Annotated in this window: 15 protein-coding genes; 9 read left to right on the forward strand and 6 right to left on the reverse strand. The window is 60.5% G+C overall.

Annotated elements, in window-relative coordinates:
• Positions 1-20 precede the first annotated feature (20 nt).
• The 3 genes from DKB71_RS30425 to DKB71_RS30435 form a co-directional block, all read right to left on the reverse strand.
• Positions 21-1145 carry an ABC transporter ATP-binding protein gene (locus DKB71_RS30425; RefSeq protein ID WP_274077983.1) on the reverse strand — a complete coding sequence of 375 codons (1125 nt, stop codon included), beginning with the start codon at positions 1143-1145 and terminating at the stop codon, positions 21-23.
• 281 nt (positions 1146-1426) lie between these two features.
• Positions 1427-2056, reverse strand: coding sequence for a response regulator transcription factor (locus DKB71_RS30430; RefSeq protein WP_274077714.1), 630 nt, complete (start codon positions 2054-2056; stop codon positions 1427-1429).
• The gene (locus tag DKB71_RS30435; protein ID WP_408599144.1) at positions 2057-4456 is read right to left on the reverse strand and encodes a PAS domain S-box protein; all 2400 of its coding nucleotides are present in this window, start codon (positions 4454-4456) and stop codon (positions 2057-2059) included.
• Between the two features lie 73 nt (positions 4457-4529).
• Between DKB71_RS30435 and DKB71_RS30440 the strand changes: the two genes are divergently transcribed.
• Positions 4530-5507, forward strand: coding sequence for an alpha/beta hydrolase family protein (locus DKB71_RS30440; RefSeq protein WP_408599145.1), 978 nt, complete (start codon positions 4530-4532; stop codon positions 5505-5507).
• A gap of 15 nt (positions 5508-5522) precedes the next feature.
• Here the strand turns inward: DKB71_RS30440 and DKB71_RS30445 are convergent, their stop codons facing one another.
• From DKB71_RS30445 to DKB71_RS30455, 3 genes are read right to left on the reverse strand one after another with little or no spacing between them, the layout of a single operon-like run.
• On the reverse strand, positions 5523-6293 hold the full coding sequence (locus DKB71_RS30445) for a DnaJ domain-containing protein (protein WP_274077717.1): 771 nt from the start codon (positions 6291-6293) through the stop codon (positions 5523-5525).
• A gap of 1 nt (position 6294) precedes the next feature.
• On the reverse strand, positions 6295-6966 hold the full coding sequence (murU, locus tag DKB71_RS30450) for an N-acetylmuramate alpha-1-phosphate uridylyltransferase MurU (protein WP_274077718.1): 672 nt from the start codon (positions 6964-6966) through the stop codon (positions 6295-6297).
• The gene (locus DKB71_RS30455; protein WP_408599146.1) at positions 6963-7982 is read right to left on the reverse strand and encodes an aminoglycoside phosphotransferase family protein; all 1020 of its coding nucleotides are present in this window, start codon (positions 7980-7982) and stop codon (positions 6963-6965) included. The genes murU and DKB71_RS30455 overlap by 4 nt, the downstream gene beginning before the upstream one ends.
• A gap of 130 nt (positions 7983-8112) precedes the next feature.
• Between DKB71_RS30455 and DKB71_RS30460 the strand changes: the two genes are divergently transcribed.
• The 8 genes from DKB71_RS30460 to DKB71_RS30495 all read left to right on the forward strand — a co-directional run bounded on the left by DKB71_RS30460 (position 8113) and on the right by DKB71_RS30495 (position 17976).
• On the forward strand, positions 8113-10911 hold the full coding sequence (locus DKB71_RS30460) for an LPS-assembly protein LptD (protein WP_274077720.1): 2799 nt from the start codon (positions 8113-8115) through the stop codon (positions 10909-10911).
• Positions 10886-12208: a peptidylprolyl isomerase SurA gene (surA, locus tag DKB71_RS30465; protein WP_274077721.1), complete on the forward strand. Its 1323-nt coding sequence runs from the start codon at positions 10886-10888 to the stop codon at positions 12206-12208. Before DKB71_RS30460 ends, surA begins: the two co-directional genes overlap by 26 nt.
• On the forward strand, positions 12205-13194 hold the full coding sequence (pdxA, locus tag DKB71_RS30470) for a 4-hydroxythreonine-4-phosphate dehydrogenase PdxA (RefSeq protein WP_408599147.1): 990 nt from the start codon (positions 12205-12207) through the stop codon (positions 13192-13194). Before surA ends, pdxA begins: the two co-directional genes overlap by 4 nt.
• On the forward strand, positions 13191-14009 hold the full coding sequence (gene rsmA / locus DKB71_RS30475) for a 16S rRNA (adenine(1518)-N(6)/adenine(1519)-N(6))-dimethyltransferase RsmA (RefSeq protein ID WP_274077723.1): 819 nt from the start codon (positions 13191-13193) through the stop codon (positions 14007-14009). Before pdxA ends, rsmA begins: the two co-directional genes overlap by 4 nt.
• Before the next feature lie 120 nt (positions 14010-14129).
• Positions 14130-14510 carry a Co2+/Mg2+ efflux protein ApaG gene (apaG, locus tag DKB71_RS30480; RefSeq protein ID WP_274077724.1) on the forward strand — a complete coding sequence of 127 codons (381 nt, stop codon included), beginning with the start codon at positions 14130-14132 and terminating at the stop codon, positions 14508-14510.
• The gene (locus DKB71_RS30485) at positions 14510-15394 is read left to right on the forward strand and encodes a symmetrical bis(5'-nucleosyl)-tetraphosphatase (RefSeq protein WP_274077725.1); all 885 of its coding nucleotides are present in this window, start codon (positions 14510-14512) and stop codon (positions 15392-15394) included. Before apaG ends, DKB71_RS30485 begins: the two co-directional genes overlap by 1 nt.
• A 33-nt stretch (positions 15395-15427) precedes the next feature.
• Complete coding sequence (glpE, locus tag DKB71_RS30490) at positions 15428-15757, forward strand: thiosulfate sulfurtransferase GlpE (protein ID WP_408599148.1); 330 nt, start codon at positions 15428-15430, stop codon at positions 15755-15757.
• Positions 15758-16053: 296 nt separating this feature from the next.
• Positions 16054-17976, forward strand: a complete 1923-nt coding sequence (locus tag DKB71_RS30495) for a PrkA family serine protein kinase (RefSeq protein WP_008061555.1) — start codon at positions 16054-16056, stop codon at positions 17974-17976.
• Positions 17977-18043: the final 67 nt, after the last annotated feature.

Raw genomic sequence — 18043 nt, forward strand, 5'->3', positions numbered from 1 at the left:
TGTTGTTGAAGCCGGGGCGATCAATGCGCCTCTAGAAGTGGATCGAGCGCGCGAACGTGTTCGACCTGCCAGCCAAGCGGTACCACATCGCCGACCGCGAGCGCAGGATCCAGCTCGGCAATCGGTTGTTTCACGAAGAAGTCGGTCTTGCCACAGACTTCCAGGCGAACCCGGACGTGGTCGCCCAGATAGATGAATTCCGCCACCCTTCCCGAGAAGCGGTTGACGCACGACTCACTGGAGCCATTGAGGCTCACGCGTTCCGGGCGAATGGACAAGGTGACGGGTTCGCCGGTCTGGCCGACATTGACGGCCAGGGCTTCGACCTTTTCACCGCGACTCAACTCGACGATGCAACGATCGCCGGTCTGGCTGTGCAGGCGGCCATTGAGGCGGTTGTTTTCGCCGATGAAGTTGGCGACGAAGGTGTTTTTCGGCTCTTCATAAAGGGTGCGCGGCGGAGCGATCTGCTGGATTTCGCCTTGATGGAACACCGCCACCCGGTCGGACATGGTCAGCGCTTCGCCCTGGTCGTGGGTCACGTAGACCACGGTCACGCCCAGACGCTGGTGCAGGTGCTTGATTTCCATCTGCATGTGTTCGCGCAGTTGCTTATCGAGGGCGCCGAGAGGTTCGTCCATCAGCACCAGCTGCGGCTCGAACACCAGAGCGCGGGCCAGTGCGACGCGCTGCTGCTGACCACCGGACAATTGCGCCGGGTAACGCTGGGCGAACGTATCGAGCTGCACCATGCTCAGGACTTTTTTGACTTTGTCGCTGACGTCACTTTTATTCAGCCCGCGCACGGTCAGCGGGAACGCCAGGTTCTCGGCCACCGTCATGTGCGGGAACAACGCGTAGTTCTGGAACACCATGCCGATGTCACGCTTGTGCGGTGGCACGTTGTTGATGGCGCGACCGGCCAGCAGGATTTCGCCCGCGGTCGGTGTTTCGAAACCGGCGAGCATCATCAGGCTGGTGGTCTTGCCGGAGCCGGAGGGCCCGAGCAAGGTCAGGAATTCGCCTTTGCGAATGTCCAGGTTGAGGTCCTTGACGATCAGGTTCTCGCCATCGTAGCTCTTCTGCACTCCACGAAAGCTGACCAGAACATCATTGGCCCCTGCGCTTGAATCGACCTGGCTCATACCCACACCCTTGTTGTTGATGACTGCTGTGGACTAAGCCTAGTGGACGCTGGGGACCACGCAAATCGGGGGGCAAGAGAGAATCGCCTCAGCCATATGGAAGACTGGGGGTAGGGATTGCCCTACAAGGATGGCGCGTTTGGGTAGAGGCAGCGGCAAGCTTTCAGCTACAAGCCGCAAGTCAGAGCAAAAGCAGCTTGTCCGGTATGTCGCAAATGGATATGCCACAACCGAACCTGTGGGAGCGGGCTTGCTCGCTCCCACAGGGGGGGTCGGTGTTTTCAGAGAAGTTTGTGTTCCATCGCGTATTTCACCAGCTCCGCCAGTGAGGTGATGTTGAGTTTCTGCATCAACCGCGCCTTGTGGGTGCTGATGGTTTTGCTGCTCAATGCCAGTTGCTGGGCGATGTCGTTGACGTTGGCGCCCTGGGCCAGGCGTTCGAACACGGAAAACTCACGTTCCGAGAGCAATGAGTGCAACGGCCGCGAATCGGTCAGGCCGACTTCGAAGACCATCCGGTCGGCCAGGTCCGGGTCGATGTAGCGCCCTCCCGCGGCTACCCGGCGGATGGCTGTCAGCAACAGGGCGGGATCACTGTCCTTGGTGGCATAGCCCGCCGCACCAACCTTCAAGGCCCGCGCGGCCATCTGCGCCTCGTCGTGCATCGACAACACCAGGATCACCGGCGGATTGTTCAAGGCACGAATCCGCGGAATTGCCTCGAGGCCGTTGATCCCCGGCATGGAGATATCCAGCAGCACCACTTCGCAGGGCACGTGCCGCAAGGTCTCGAGCAACTGTTCGCCATTGCTCGCCTCCCCCACCACAAGCAAGTCCTTGGCCAGGCCGATCAATTGCTTGATGCCCTCACGCACGATGGTGTGGTCTTCGGCTACCAGTACACGGATCACTTACCTCTCCTCATCCAGGGGTACTCGCACGATCAGGGTCGTGCCCTCACCCGGCTCACTCTCAAGGGACAGCTGCCCGCCCATGATCAACACCCGCTCGCGCATGCCCACCACCCCAAAGGATGTCGGCCTGCCGCTCGAGGCGACAAATCCTACGCCATCATCGCTGACGGTCAGGCACAGGTCGTCACCCTCAATCGCCAAAGTCAGTTCGACAGTATGCGCCTGGGCGTGACGCATGACATTGGTCAAGGCCTCCTGAAGGATACGAAACAGGCCGATGGCCTTGGCATCACTGAGCACCGGCAAGTTTTCCGGCACCTGTACCAGACACGGAATCTGCGTGCGCGCCTCGAAGCGACGCGCCTGCCACTCGATGGCCGAAGCAATCCCGGCGTCCAGAATCGGCGGTCGCAAAGCCGTCGCTACATCGCGTACCAGCTGGAACAGTTGGGCGATCAAACGCTTCATGCTGTTCAACCGCTCGTTCAACCCGGGATCGAGTTGCGCATAAGCCAGCTCGCACATGGACGTTTCCAGCTTGAGCACCGTCAACATCTGGCCCAGTTCGTCGTGGACTTCCCGGGCAATACGGGCCTTTTCCTCTTCGCGCACGCTCTCCAGGTGCGCGGACAATTCCCGCAATTGCCCACGGGAGCTGGCCAGTTCCAGCTCGATGCGCTTGCTCTCGCTGATGTCCCAGACAATCCCATCCCAGACGTAGGCGCCATCCTCGAGTTGCCGGGTGATCGCCTTGATTTCAGCCCAACGCTGCTCGCCCTGTCGCGTCAGGATTCGCCCTTGCCAGGACCAGTCGCTGTCGGTGTCCAGCGCATGATCCTGGGTCTGGTGATAGCTCGCCTTGTCGTCCGGATGCACCAGGCTGCGCAGGCCTTTGTCACGATGGGCCAGGGTGGCCGGCGAGTAACCCACCAGGCTCTCGCTGCCTTCACTGATGTAGGCAAAGTCGATCTGGCCCGTCACCGGCGCCCGCTCCAGGCGAAAGACCAGGCCAGGCACATTCGCCGCGATCCCTTGCAAGCGCGCTTCACTTTCCTGCAGCGCCGCCAAGGCGCGACGCCTTTCGGTGACATCGGTCAGGTAGACCACCAGGTACTCGCCATCGCGAAAGCGCAGGAAGCTCAACGAGACATCGGCCGGCAGCACGCTGCCATCGGCCCTCAGGCAATGGGTTTCGAAACTTTGCGGCGCGTCGTCGCTGGCCCTGGCGCGCTTCCACAGGTTCAACCAGCGATCCATGTGCAGGCCGGGCTCGAAGTCGATCAATGGCCGCTCGATGATCCCACCAGGCGGATAGCCCAGCATGGTTTCGGCGGCGCGGTTGGCGTAGCGCACGTGACTGTCCCAGTTCACCCACAGAATGCCGACGGTACTCTGGTCGATGGAAAACTGCGTGAGTCGCAGGGCTTCTTCGCTGGCGGCGCGCAGGGCAATGTCAGCCTGCGCCGCCGCCAGCCGTTGCTCCAGGCTGTGCTGCTGGCGCCGTTGCCAGAACACGATGGCCATGGCGCTGAGCGCCACTACCAGCATCAGCAGGCAGAGGTTTTGCCAGAACCCCGGGGATTCGCTGAGCCGAGGATACTTGGGTTGCAGCCATTGGTTGTGCAGCGCCTCCAGATCCTTGGCCGGGATCGCCCGCAGCGCGCGTTCGACAATACCGGCCAACTCTGGCAGGTCACGCCGCGTGGCCACCCGCAGCAGCTGTGGCAAGCCGATATCCCCGACCACCACCAACCCGGCGAACTCCGGCTCGACGGACAGGCGCCCCAATTGCGCCTCGTCGACCACCGCGTAGGCCGCTTGCTGGCTCAGCAACAGCTGCAACGCCTGGCGTTCGACCGGCACCCCCTGCAGGTTCAAATGCGGGTAGTTGCCGCGCAGGTAATCGGCGGTGGCACTGGGCATGCGTACGGCGACGCGGGTCTGGCTGTCGAGTTTCTCCAGTTCCACCGCACCGGTGCTTTTCTGGTCGCTGACCACCAGTTGCGGCACCCGCATGTACGGATCGGAAAACTGCCAGAGGCGCAGACCGCCCGGGGTCTGGGTCAACCCCGGGGCGATGTCGATTTCGCCTGCGCGGGCGGCCGCTTCCAGTTGCTCCAGGTCAGGAAAGTTGCGCCAGCTCAGTTCCACCTTGAGCGACTTGGCGAGCCACTTCATCAGCTCGACATTGACCCCGGACAAGCGCTGCAAGCGGCGGTCGTACTGGGCGTAGGGCGCTTGCAACACCAACCCCACCCGCAGATCGCCCTGCTGCGCCAGCCATTGCTGCTGGCCTGCCGACAACGGCGCGACATGCGCCGGTGGCGCGGCGGCCGCCCAGCCCATCAAGGGCAACCACAAACAGCCGATAACCCACAGGCAGCGAAAAAGCATCATCGATCTCTCACACACTGACAAATACTGACCAACCCATTAGGCTGCCGGGATAACTTCTGGCCTGGAATATCCGATGCTCCCTGTCTACCGCCTGGCACTGCCAGCATTGTGCCTGTCGCTGATCCTGCCATGGGCTTTTTCCGCGGCAGCTGCCGCAGAGGCAAAACCCACCGAAGAAAAACCACTCGAACGCCAACCATTGCCTGAGCGTAGTCAGGAAGAAGCCGCTGCACTCGAGCGAAAAATTCCGCTTCAAGAACAGCAACAACTGCAAGCGGGCAGCGATACGTTCCTGGCCCTGTGGAAGCCGGCCAACTCCGCTGACCCCAAAGGCGCGGTGATTATCATCCCCGGCGCAGGTGAAACCGTTGACTGGCCGCAAGCAATCGGTCCGCTGCGCCGCCAATTGCCGGATGCGCAATGGAGCAGCCTGAGTATCACCCTGCCAGATTTGCAAAGTGATGCCATTGCGCCACGCGTGATGGAAGCCGCTCCAGCCCCCAAGGCCCCGGACGTCGGCAGCAAAGACTCGACCACCGCGGCCCCCATCGAACAGGCGGCGGGCGGCGAAGCCGAGGTGTTGGACAAGGCCGTCGCCGAAACCGCCGACGAGCAAAGCAAGGCTGACGCCGAGCGAATCTTCGCCCGAATCGACGCGGCCATCGCTTTTGCCGAACAGCAAAGCGCCCGCAGCATCGTCTTGCTGGGGCATGGCACGGGCGCCTATTGGGCCGCGCGGTATCTGAGCGAGAAGCAGACGGCGCAAGTCGAGCGCTTCGCCATGGTCGCCGCGCAGACGCCGGTCAAAGTGACACCTGAACTGGACGAACTCGCGCCAACCCTAAAGCTGCCCACCGTCGACCTCTTCTATATGGACAAGCCGCTGGATCGCAACGCGGCGCTGGCTCGCTTGCAGGCTAGCAAACGCGTGAAGACTTCGGCCTTCAGCCAGGTCTCGCTCAAGGCTTTGCCGGGCAATAACAAGGCACAACAGGAGCAATTGGTGCGCCGGGTGCGGGGCTGGTTGAATCCGCAAAATGCGGCGGACTGATTGACCGGGTCGTTGCTAGCGAAAATCCCGCCGCTGACGAATCAACGTATAGGCATTGTGCAGCTCGCGCGTCTTGTCGGTGGCCTCGCGAACCTGCGATGCCGTTGCACCACTGCCGGCAATCTTGTCCGGGTGATGGCGACTGAGCAGGCGTCGATAGGCACGCTTGATCTGGGCGGGCTCACTGGTGGCGGACACCCCCAACAACCGCAAGGCGTCCTGATAGCTTGTAATGACACTGCTGACCGGCGGTCGATGCTGCGGCTCGTAATCGGTTGCCAGCCCCTTGACCTGTGGCGCGCTCCACCCCAGCCAACTGCCCCACTGGAACAGCAGTTCACGCTCGCGGGTACCGGCATGACCATCGGCCCAAACCATCCGCCAGCAAGCGCGCAAGACCCCTTCTGCGGCAAAAGGCTGAGACCTCAGCCGGAGCAGATGACCCCGCAACCGGTCACTGCCCGCCTTGCCCCGATTGAACGCGGCAATCGCCCGTCGCTGTGCCGATTCGGACATTTCCAGGGCACGCATCTCCGCGCGGGCCTGCTGGATATGCCCCTCCACTACCCTTCCATCACACTTGGCCAGGCGCCCCAGTAATACAAACAACAACTCGTCGTTGCGCAGGACCGGTCGCCCCCCGAGCTTTTCGCGCAGATGCGCCCAACTTTGCAGGGCCAGGTGCCTGTCCAGCACCTGCCCCATCAAGGCCCCAAGCATGGCCCCGGGAATACTGGCGATGGCAAAGCCCGCTCCGGCTCCGATCAGAGTCCCTGGCCACAGCATGTCAGCGGCTCGCTTCGATCAGGGATTCAGCTTCCGCCAGGCGCTCGTGGGTGCCGACATCGACCCAAAGACCTTTCAGACGTTCGCCGGTCACTTGCCCTTCAGCCATGGCCTTGCGCAACAATGGCGCAAGCTTGAACGCCCCTGCCGAGCAGCCATCGAACAACTGTGGATGCAGCACGGCGATACCGCTGTAGGTCAGGGTGGCGGCGTCCGGCTGACCGTCCCGGACCTGGTCGCCGGTCAGGCTGAAGTCGCCGGCGAGGTGATGGGGTGGATTGTCGGCCAGCACCAGGTGCGCCAGCCCGGCGATGGGTTGATGCAGCACGCTGAAGTCATAGTCGGTCCAGATATCCCCGTTGACGACAAGGAAAGCCTCGTCACCCAACAACGGCAACGCGCGGAAAATTCCGCCACCGGTTTCCAGGGGTTCGCCTTCGGCCGAGTAGCGAATGCTGACACCGTAGCGCGATCCATCGCCGAGATAGTCTTCGATCTGCTGGCCGAGCCAGGCATGATTGATCACAATCTCGGTAAACCCGGCAGCGGCCAACGCTCGCAGGTGGTACTCGATCAGCGGCACGCCACCGGCGCGAACCAGCGGCTTGGGCGTGGTCAGGGTCAAGGGACGCATGCGCTCGCCCTTGCCCGCCGCCAGAATCATTGCCTTCATGCCGGCACTCCAGCACGCAGGCTGGCCAGCAGAACATCCAGTTCAGCCAGCTCAGGACGCCGCGCGATCACTGCATCTATATAAGCAAAGAAGCGTGGCACATCAGCCAGGTAACGCGGCTTGCCATCCCGGTGGCAAATGCGCGCGAAGATACCGATCACTTTCAGGTGACGCTGCACCCCCATCAGGTCGCTGGCGCGCAAAAAGTCTTCAAAGTCAGGCTGCACCGGAATATCCAGCGCAGCCGCTTGCTGCCAGTAATTTTCCAGCCAGCCGCGCACGCGCTCCTCGGGCCAACTGAGGAAGGCATCCTTGAACAGGCAGGTCACGTCGTAGGTGACAGGACCGTAGACGGCGTCCTGAAAGTCCAGCACACCGGGATTGGGTTCGCTGAGCATCAGGTTGCGCGGCATGTAGTCGCGGTGCACCAGGACTTTCGGCTGGGCCAATGCACTGTCGATCAACAGATCGCTGACCTGCTGCCAGAGCACTTGCTGCGCCGCATCGAACTCGATGCCCAACTCATGCTTGACGTACCACTCGGGGAACAACTCCAGCTCGCGGCGCAACAACGCCACGTCGTAACTCGGCAATGGCGCAACCATCGGCAACTGCTGGAACGCCAGGAGCGCTTGCAGGGCATCCTTGAACAAATCGTCGGCGTTTTCGCTGTCGATCACATCCAGGTACGTCTTCGTGCCCAGGTCATTGAGCAAAAGAAATCCGCGTTCAAGGTCTTCGGCGTAGATTTTCGGCACATTTATTCCGGATTTCGCCAGCAGAAAAGCGATATCCACGAAAGGCTTGCAGTTTTCCTGGGGCGGTGGCGCATCCATCACGATCAAGCTTCTGCCTGCGCCTTTCCAACGGAAATAGCGCCGAAAACTCGCGTCGCTGCTGGCCGCAGTCAACGTGGCCGGGGGGACGGCACCCCATCCCTGTTGCGCAAAAAGGATTGCCAGCTGTTCGTCGAGCCAAACTTTCAGGTGTTGCAAACGTAGATCTTGGTCAGGCATTGCAAGGGTCTCCGACGGCGCTAGCCGTCAAGCGGGTCATGCTTTATTATCCAGCATCTTTTTCAGACCATCGAGAGGCGTGCGGCCCACACCGCGGGCAGATGGCACGCAGGAAGCCCGGACTATTAAGATGGCATTGAAATCCCCCGCGTTTCGTAAAAAATTTCCGTTGTTGATGACCGGCAGTTTGCTGGCTTTGCAACCCTTGGCCACCCCTTTCGTGGTCGCCGCGGAACAGTATGACTGCTCGGCCTCCGCTTCGGGAGCCTGGAGTTGTGCGCCAAAATCGCCGGCGGCTGCATTGCCACCTCGTCCGGTCCACGACGGCAGCGCAGTCAGCGCCACCGGCGAGACACCCGCCGAAACGGGTACCAGCGAAGACACGGGGGCCAAGCCTGCACTGGTCACCGAATCCAAAGGCCGTGGCCTGAAGTCGCGTAGCGCAGACTACAGCCACCTCGACTGGGTTCCGCGCGAGCAGCTCACTGCAGCACAATTGGCCGAAACCGGTCCTTATTGCTCTGGTTCCTATATCGAACCGACTCGTCCTGGCATGAATGACAAGACGAATAAAAGTGACGCCCCAACCTTTATCGGCGCCAAAGCCTCCCGCTACAAGCAGGATGAGCAAGTCGCCACCCTGGCCGGTGACGTGGTCATGCGCCAGGGCAGCATGCAGGTCGAAGCCGACGAAGCCAACCTTTACCAGGCCGAGAGCCGTGGTGAGCTGAGCGGCAACGTGCGCATTCGCGACAACGGCGCACTGATCGTGGGCGACCACGCGGATGTGCAACTCGATACCGGTGAAGCCAAGGTCGACAACGCCGAATACGTGATGCACAAATCGCGTATCCGCGGTAACGCGCTGTACGCCAAGCGTGCCGAGAACGCGATCATCCGCCTCAAGGATGGTACGTACACCACGTGCGAACCGAACAGCAACGCCTGGCAGCTCAAGGGCAACAACATCACCTTGAACCCGGCCACCGGCTTCGGTACCGCGACCAACGTGACACTGCGGGTCAAGGACATTCCGGTCCTGTACACGCCGTATATCTACTTCCCGATCGACGACCGTCGTCAATCCGGCTTCCTGCCGCCGACCATCGGCACAGGCACCGATACCGGCTTCCTGCTGGTCACGCCGTATTACTTCAACCTGGCACCGAACTACGATGCCACGTTGTACCCGCGTTACATGAGCGATCGTGGCCTGTTGATGGAAGGCGAATTCCGCTACCTGACCAAGTCCAGCGAAGGTCAGTTCGGCGCCGCATACCTCAATGACGAGAACGACGATCGCAAGCTGCAGACCGATTACGAAAAAACCCGCTACATGTACAACTGGCAGCACAAGGGTGGTCTTGATTCGCGCGTCCTGACAGAAGTCGACTACACCAAGATCAGCGATCCTTATTACTTCCAGGATCTGCAGACTGACCAGATCGGTGTGAAAAGCGCCGACTACGTGAACCAGCAAGGTGTCGTCAGCTACCGTGGCGACAGCTACACCGCTCGCGTGAATGCCCAGGCTTATCAACTGGCGACCGTGTCGAACATCACGCCGTACGACCGCTTGCCGCAGATCACCTTCAACGGTGCGCTGCCGGATCGTCCAGGCGGACTGAATTTCACCTATGACACCGAGCTCGTACGGTTTGACCGGGACTTGAAGAACGGCAACTTCACCGATGAAGATGGCAACGTAGAGCCGCGCCTCGACACCAACGTTCAGGGTCTGGCCCGCGCCAATGGCGATCGCCTCAACCTTGCGCCAGCGGTCAGCTATCCGATGGAGGCAAGCTATGGCTTCCTCACGCCAAAACTCAAGTACCAGTACACGCAATACCAACTGGATCTCGACAGCATCGGCAAAAGCCAGGTTGCCGCGCAGACTGCAGAACAGGACCGCCTAAACGGCACGTTCGACAGCAACCAGAACCGTGGCGTGCCGATCGCCAGCATCGACAGTGGCCTGTATTTCGACCGCAAGACCAACTGGTTTGGCAAAGACTATAACCAGACCCTTGAGCCACGCCTGTTCTACCTCTACGTACCCGAGAAGGACCAGGAAGACATTCCGGTATTCGACACCAGCGAATACACCTTCAGCTATGGGTCGCTGTTCCGCGACAACCGCTTCTCTGGCTCTGACCGTGTCGGCGACGAGAACAAACTGTCCCTGGGCGTGACCAGTCGCTGGATCGAAGAAAACGGCTTCGAGCGCCAACGCATCAGCGTCGGCCAGGCTTTATACTTCAAGGATCGCGAAGTCCAATTGCCGGGTATCGATGCAAAAACCCGCGAAGACGCGCACTCTGACGTTTCTCCTTATGCGCTGGAGTACGAATACCGCTGGAACCGCGACTGGCGCACCACTGCCGATTACAACTGGGACCCGGACAGCCGCAGCCCTCGTTCGGGCAGCGCGATGTTCCACTACCAGCCTGAAGACAACCCGAACAAGGTCATCAACGCCGGCTATCGCTACCGCAATGACCAGGTTCGTTATGACCAGAACTCCGGTACATGGCAGGTCGGCGGTGGTGACTATGGCACCCCGGGCACTCCTGGCTACGTGAAGGACTACTACAAGATCGAACAGCACGACTTCTCGGTGATCTGGCCGGTCGTGCCGCAATGGAACGTCATCAGCCGCTGGCAGTACGACTACAACCGCAACCGTACCCTGGAAGCCTTTGGTGGCTTCGAGTACGACAACTGCTGCTGGAAACTGCGCCTGATCAACCGTTACTGGGTCGATTATGACGAAACCAGTCAAGACGCTCCGGAAAACGAAAAAGGCGACCATGGCGTCTTCCTCCAAATTGTTCTGAAGGGACTCGGCGGCCTCACTGGCTCCAAAGTAGAGAGTTTCCTCGACAAAGGCATCCAAGGTTATCGTGAACGTGAAGACCAAGCTTTCTGATTGTCTGCGCCCGCTTTTGCTGGGCGCGCTGTTCCTGGGTACCGCGGCCAACGCCGCGGTACAGTCCATCGATAAAGTGGTGGCCATTGTCGACAACGACGTGGTCATGCAGAGCCAACTGGACCAACGGGTCCACGAAGTCCAGCAAACCATCGCCAAGCGCGGCTCGGCCGTGCCACCGGCCAGCGTACTGGAGCAACAGGTGCTTGAGCGCCTGATCGTCGAGAACCTGCAACTGCAGATCGGCGAACGTTCCGGCATCCGTATTACCGATGAAGAACTGAACCAGGCTGTCGGGACCATTGCCCAGCGCAATAACATGTCGATCGAGCAATTCCGCGCTGCCCTGACTCATGACGGTCTGTCCTACGATGACGCGCGTGACCAGATCCGACGTGAAATGGTCATCAGCCGTGTGCGCCAGCGCCGGGTGGCCGAGCGAATCCAGGTGTCCGAGCAGGAAGTGAAGAACTTCCTCGCTTCAGACCTGGGCAAAATGCAGCTGTCCCAAGAGTTCCGCCTGTCCAACATCATGATTGCCACGCCGGAAAGCGCCAATTCCGAGGCCATTCAGGCTGCAGCCAAACAGGCTGACGCGGTGTACCAGCAGCTCAAGCAAGGCGCTGACTTCGCTCAATTGGCTCTCGCCAAATCCGCCAGCGAAACCGCACTGGAAGGCGGCGACATGGGCTGGCGTAAAGCCGCACAGTTGCCACCTCCGTTCGATCAGCTGCTGAGCACCATGGCGGTTGGCGACATCACTCAGCCAATGCGCACGCCAGGTGGCTTCATCATCCTGAAGATCACCGGCAAGCGTGGCGGTGAAGCCCAGGTACGCGACGAAGTGCATGTCCGCCACATCCTGGTCAAACCAAGTCCGATTCGTGACGAAGCTAAAACCAAGGCCTTGGCCGAGTCGCTCTACAGCCGCATTGAATCGGGTGAAGACTTCGGCGAACTGGCGAAAAGCTACTCGGAAGATCCGGGTTCCGCGCTCAATGGCGGCGACTTGAACTGGATCGACCCGAGCGTACTGGTTCCAGAGTTCCGCGAAGTGATGGCCAAGACCCCGCAAGGTCAGCTGTCCAAGCCGTTCCAGACTCAATACGGCTGGCACGTCCTGGAAGTCCTTGGCCGTCGCGCCACAGACAGCACCAACCAGGCTCGCGAGCAACAAGCGATGACCGTACTGCGTAACCGCAAATACGATGAAGAGCTGCAAACCTGGCTGCGTCAGATCCGTGACGAAGCGTACGTGGAAATCAAACTCCCTGGCGCCGACCAGGCAGCGCAGTGAAACCCCAACGTTTCGCGCTGACACCCGGCGAACCAGCCGGCATAGGTCCCGACCTGTGCCTGCTGCTCGCCTCGCACGCCCAGCCACACCCCCTGATTGCCATCACCAGCCGCGACCTGCTCCTTGAGCGGGCCGCGCAGCTGGGTGTGGCTGTCGATGTGCTGCCCGTCACGCCGGACAACTGGCCGGATGTTCCCGCTCCCGCCAACAGCCTGTATGTCTGGGATACACCGCTCAACGCCAAGGTCGTCGCCGGGCAACTGGACAAGGCCAACGCCGCTTTCGTCCTGGAAACCCTGACCCGAGCGGGCCAAGGCTGCCTGGATGGGCATTTTGCCGGAATGATCACCGCCCCGGTGCACAAAGGCGTGATCAATGAATCCGGTATCGCCTTTTCCGGGCACACGGAATTCCTCGCTGACCTGACCCATACCGCGCAAGTGGTGATGATGCTCGCCACTCGCGGGCTGCGCGTGGCGCTGGTCACTACTCACCTGCCTCTGCGCGAGATTGCCGATGCGATCACACCTGAACGGCTGGAGCGGGTCACGCGAATCCTGCACACCGACCTGCAACAAAAATTCGGCATTGCCCGGCCACGCATCCTGGTGTGCGGGCTCAACCCCCATGCCGGTGAGGGCGGACATCTGGGCCATGAAGAAATCGATATCATCGAACCCACGTTAGAGCGCTTGCGCGGCGAAGGCATGGACCTGCGCGGCCCCTTGCCCGCCGACACTCTGTTTACCCCCAAATATCTGGAGCACTGCGATGCAGTGCTGGCGATGTACCACGACCAGGGCCTGCCTGTGCTGAAATACAAAGGCTTCGGCGCAGCAGTCAATGTGACCCTCGGCTTGCCGATCATCCGCACATCGGTCGACCACGGCACCGCCCTGGACCTGGCCGGCAGCGGCAAGATCGACACCGGCAGCCTGCAAGTCGCCCTGGAAACCGCCTACCAGATGGCCGAGACCCGTTTATGACCGAGCAATACCAACACAAGGCGCGCAAGCGCTTTGGCCAGAACTTCCTGCACGATGCTGGCGTTATCGACCGCATCCTGCGCTCCATCCATGCCAAGGCCGAAGACCGTCTCCTGGAAATCGGCCCTGGCCAGGGCGCATTGACCCAAGGCCTGCTCAGCAGCGGCGCCCAGCTCGACGTGGTGGAACTGGACAAGGACCTGATCCCGATCCTCAACCAGCAATTCGCCGGCAAGAGCAACTTCAACCTGCATCAGGGTGATGCGTTGAAGTTCGATTTCACCAGCCTGAATGCCGCACCTGGCAGCCTGCGCGTGGTCGGTAACCTGCCCTACAACATCTCCACGCCGCTGATTTTCCACCTGCTGCACAACGCGCACCTGATTCGCGACATGCACTTCATGCTGCAAAAGGAAGTGGTCGAGCGCCTGGCGGCAGGGCCTGGTGGCGGTGACTGGGGCCGGCTGTCGATCATGGTCCAGTACCACTGCCGGGTCGAACACCTGTTCAACGTAGGGCCTGGCGCGTTCAATCCGCCACCCAAAGTCGACTCGGCCATCGTGCGCCTGGTGCCCCATGCGGTGCTGCCGCACCCGGCCAAGGATCACCGTTTGCTGGAGCGTGTCGTGCGCGAGGCATTCAACCAGCGCCGCAAAACCCTGCGCAACACACTCAAGCTGTTGCTGAGCAACGCCGAAATCGAAGCCGCTGGCGTCGATGGCAGCTTGCGGCCCGAACAGCTCGATCTGGCGGCCTTCGTACGCCTTGCCGATAAGCTAAGCGAACAAGTCCTACAGAAAGCCGCGGACGTCTGACAGAACTGAAGCGTTATCGGGTAGGACACCAGCGTTTATGTCTGGTTTACTATCCGATACCTGGCCTAGACTGATCATCAGTCATGCCCCGCGTTCCGCTTCGTTTTTAAGGCCCTTTGCATGTCCGATCCTCGTTATCAGGTCGACGTCAGCGTCGTCACCCGCTATCTGGCAGAACAGTCGCAACCCGAGCAAGAGCGTTTTGCCTTCGCGTATACCATCACCGTGCAGAATAACGGCTCGCTAGCGGCCAAACTGTTGTCTCGGCATTGGGTCATCACCGATGGCGACGGGCATGTCGAGGAAGTTCGCGGTGCGGGCGTGGTTGGCCAGCAACCGTTGATCGAGCCGGGCGAAAGCCATACCTACAGCAGCGGCACCGTCATGACATCCAAGGTCGGTACCATGCAGGGTACCTACGAGATGCGCGCCGATGACGGCAAACATTTCGATGCCATCATCGCCCCGTTCCGCCTGGCGGTGCCCGGAGCCTTGCACTGATGGCAACCTATGCCGTTGGCGACCTGCAAGGCTGCCTCGACGCATTGCAATGCCTGCTCAAGAAGGTCGCCTTCGACCCGGCAAGCGATCGCCTGTGGCTGGTGGGCGACCTGGTCAACCGCGGCCCGCAGTCGCTGGAAACCTTGCGCTTCCTCTATAGCATCCGCGAATCGCTGGTGTGCGTGCTCGGCAACCATGACCTGCACTTGCTGGCGGCCGGGAAGAACATCGAGCGCCTGAAGAAAGCCGACACCCTTCGCGAGATTATCGAAGCCCCGGACAGCGCCGAGTTGATGGAATGGCTGCGCCAGCAAAAACTCATGCACTACGACGAACAGCGCAACGTTGCGATGGTGCATGCCGGCATTCCACCGCAATGGTCGCTGCGCAAAGCGCTGAAATACGCTGCCGAAGTCGAGACCGCCCTGCGCGACGACAACCTGCTGCCACCCTACCTCGATGGCATGTACGGTAACGATCCGGCGAAATGGGACAGCGACCTCAAGGGCGTGACGCGCCTGCGGGTGATTACCAACTATTTCACGCGCATGCGCTTTTGTACGGCCGAGGGCAAGCTTGACCTCAAGAGCAAGGAAGGCCTCGACACGGCACCGGCCGGCTACAAACCGTGGTTCCAGCACAAGGAGCGCAAGACCAGGGACCTGAAGATCATCTTCGGCCACTGGGCAGCGCTGGAAGGCAAGGTCCAGGAGCCGAACATCTCGGCCCTCGACACCGGCTGCGTCTGGGGCGGTGCCCTGACCCTGATGAATGTCGACACGGGCGAACGCCTGTCCTGCAAATGCGACGAACATGGCCATGCCGCCGCGCCGCCAGTCGCCCCACAGATTTCCGAACCATCGTCAGCCAGCGCCCCGCGCTAGACTGCGCTTTCAGCCGAGCCACAGGAGCCCGCCATGAGCGAATTCAAACGTATCCCCCCGGAACAGGCCCAGGCCCTGCGCGAACAAGGCGCAGTGGTGGTCGACGTCCGCGATCCCGCGACCTTTGCCGCCCTGCACATCAGCGGCTCCAGGCATCTGGACAACCACTCCCTGCACGCCTTCATCCAGGGCGCCGACCTGGACGCGCCAACCGTGGTGGTCTGCTATCACGGCAACTCCAGCCAGGGTGCCGCTGCCTACCTGATCAGCCAGGGTTTCTCTGACGTCTACAGCATGGATGGCGGTTTTGAGCTGTGGCGTACGACTTACCCTAAGGAAACGGCGCAAGGCACCAGCGAATAATTTTTTTGTCATGTGCAAGCCCCAGCCACCGCGGGCTTGCGCGGTGGCAGACGAACGGTCAGCCACAACTAATTACGTATCTCGCCTTTACCTCCCGAATTCCCAACTATCCTTAAGCGCAGGCCATCCAAAACAGGGGAGAGCCGGTACACCGGCGCACGGGTCATCGGGAGTAGCTTTCGGGGTAGTCAGCTCCGAAAGAGTTCTGGGGGGTAAACAGCGACTGCCTGTTCGGTTGCTGCCAGCATCGACTGAGTGATCCGGCGTCGGCTCCACGTATCGAGCGAGGTGACGTCATGAGTATCTTTAGCCACTTCCAACAACGTTTCGAGTCCACACGCCAGGAAGAACTCTCGCTGCAAGAGTATCTGGAGTTGTGCAAAAAGGACCGTAGCGCCTACGTTTCCGCCGCCGAGCGTCTGTTGCTGGCCATCGGCGAACCGGAACTCCTCGACACCTCGACCAACTCGAGGCTGTCGCGAATCTTCTCCAACAAGGTGATCCGCCGCTATCCGGCCTTTGAAGACTTCCACGGGATGGAAGAATGCATCGACCAGATCGTGTCGTATTTCCGCCATGCCGCCCAAGGCCTGGAAGAGAAGAAACAGATCCTTTATCTGCTCGGCCCCGTTGGCGGTGGTAAATCGTCCCTGGCCGAAAAACTCAAGCAACTGATGGAAAGAGTGCCCTTCTACGCGATCAAGGGCTCGCCGGTATTCGAATCGCCCCTGGGTCTGTTCAACGCCACTGAAGATGGCGCGATCCTCGAGGAAGATTTCGGCATCCCGCGGCGCTACCTCAACACCATCATGTCGCCATGGGCCACCAAACGCCTGGCCGAATTCGGCGGCGACATCAGCCAGTTCCGCGTGGTCAAACTCTATCCGTCGATCCTCAACCAGATCGCCGTGGCCAAAACCGAGCCGGGCGATGAAAACAACCAGGACATCTCGGCACTGGTGGGCAAGGTCGATATCCGCAAACTGGAAGAATTCCCACAGAACGACGCCGATGCCTACAGCTATTCGGGCGCACTGTGCCGGGCCAACCAGGGCCTGATGGAGTTCGTCGAAATGTTCAAGGCGCCGATCAAGGTGCTGCACCCATTGCTGACCGCGACCCAGGAAGGCAACTACAACAGTACAGAAGGTCTCGGTGCGATTCCGTTCACCGGGATCCTGCTGGCCCACTCCAACGAATCGGAATGGCACACCTTCCGCAACAACAAGAACAACGAGGCGTTCATCGACCGGATCTACATCGTCAAAGTGCCGTACTGCCTGCGGGTCAGTGACGAGGTGAAGATCTACGACAAGTTGCTGTTCAACAGCTCGCTGGCCAAAGCCCATTGCGCGCCCGACACCTTGAAGATGCTCGCCCAGTTCACTGTGCTTTCACGCCTGAAGGAACCGGAAAACTCCAACATCTATTCCAAGATGCGGGTGTATGACGGCGAAAACCTCAAGGACACCGATCCGAAGGCCAAGTCGATCCAGGAGTATCGCGACAACGCCGGTGTCGACGAAGGCATGAACGGCCTGTCGACCCGCTTCGCGTTCAAGATCCTGTCCAAGGTCTTCAACTTCGATCCTCACGAAATCGCCGCCAACCCGGTGCACTTGCTGTACGTGCTCGAGCAACAGATCGAGCAGGAACAGTTCCAGGCCGAAACCCGTGAACGCTACCTGCGCTTCCTCAAGGAGTACCTGGCACCGCGTTACATCGAATTCATCGGCAAGGAGATCCAGACCGCCTACCTCGAGTCCTACAGCGAGTACGGGCAGAACATCTTCGATCGTTACGTGCTGTACGCAGACTTCTGGATCCAGGATCAGGAGTATCGCGACCCGGAAACCGGCGAAATCCTCAACCGCGTCGCGCTGAACGAGGAACTGGAGAAAATCGAAAAACCCGCCGGCATCAGCAATCCGAAGGATTTCCGCAACGAAATCGTCAACTTTGTGCTGCGCGCCCGTGCCAACAACAACGGCAAGAATCCGACCTGGCTCAGCTACGAAAAACTGCGGGTGGTCATCGAGAAGAAAATGTTCTCCAACACCGAGGACCTCCTGCCAGTCATCAGCTTCAACGCCAAGGCCAGCAAAGAGGACCAGCAGAAACACAACGACTTCGTCACTCGAATGGTCGAGCGCGGTTACACAGACAAACAGGTACGGCTGCTGTCCGAGTGGTACCTGAGGGTCAGAAAGTCCCAGTAAGGGAGCTGCAAGCGGCACGCGACACCGCCCCACCGAAAACGCGTTGTTGGCGTAAATGTGGCCATAT

Source organism: Pseudomonas sp. PLMAX, assembly GCF_046042685.1.
GTDB classification, from domain to species: domain Bacteria; phylum Pseudomonadota; class Gammaproteobacteria; order Pseudomonadales; family Pseudomonadaceae; genus Aquipseudomonas; species Aquipseudomonas putida_AE.

Coding starts and splice junctions, on each gene's coding strand:
- murU (WP_274077718.1), bottom strand. CDS start 6,966: ATGAAGGCAATGATTCTGGCGGCGGGCAAGGGCGAGCGCATGCGTCCC.
- DKB71_RS30495 (WP_008061555.1), top strand. CDS start 16,054: ATGAGTATCTTTAGCCACTTCCAACAACGTTTCGAGTCCACACGCCAG.
- DKB71_RS30440 (WP_408599145.1), top strand. CDS start 4,530: ATGCTCCCTGTCTACCGCCTGGCACTGCCAGCATTGTGCCTGTCGCTG.
- DKB71_RS30425 (WP_274077983.1), bottom strand. CDS start 1,145: ATGAGCCAGGTCGATTCAAGCGCAGGGGCCAATGATGTTCTGGTCAGC.
- DKB71_RS30455 (WP_408599146.1), bottom strand. CDS start 7,982: ATGCCTGACCAAGATCTACGTTTGCAACACCTGAAAGTTTGGCTCGAC.
- DKB71_RS30460 (WP_274077720.1), top strand. CDS start 8,113: ATGGCATTGAAATCCCCCGCGTTTCGTAAAAAATTTCCGTTGTTGATG.
- glpE (WP_408599148.1), top strand. CDS start 15,428: ATGAGCGAATTCAAACGTATCCCCCCGGAACAGGCCCAGGCCCTGCGC.
- apaG (WP_274077724.1), top strand. CDS start 14,130: ATGTCCGATCCTCGTTATCAGGTCGACGTCAGCGTCGTCACCCGCTAT.
- DKB71_RS30435 (WP_408599144.1), bottom strand. CDS start 4,456: ATGATGCTTTTTCGCTGCCTGTGGGTTATCGGCTGTTTGTGGTTGCCC.
- rsmA (WP_274077723.1), top strand. CDS start 13,191: ATGACCGAGCAATACCAACACAAGGCGCGCAAGCGCTTTGGCCAGAAC.
- DKB71_RS30485 (WP_274077725.1), top strand. CDS start 14,510: ATGGCAACCTATGCCGTTGGCGACCTGCAAGGCTGCCTCGACGCATTG.
- DKB71_RS30445 (WP_274077717.1), bottom strand. CDS start 6,293: ATGCTGTGGCCAGGGACTCTGATCGGAGCCGGAGCGGGCTTTGCCATC.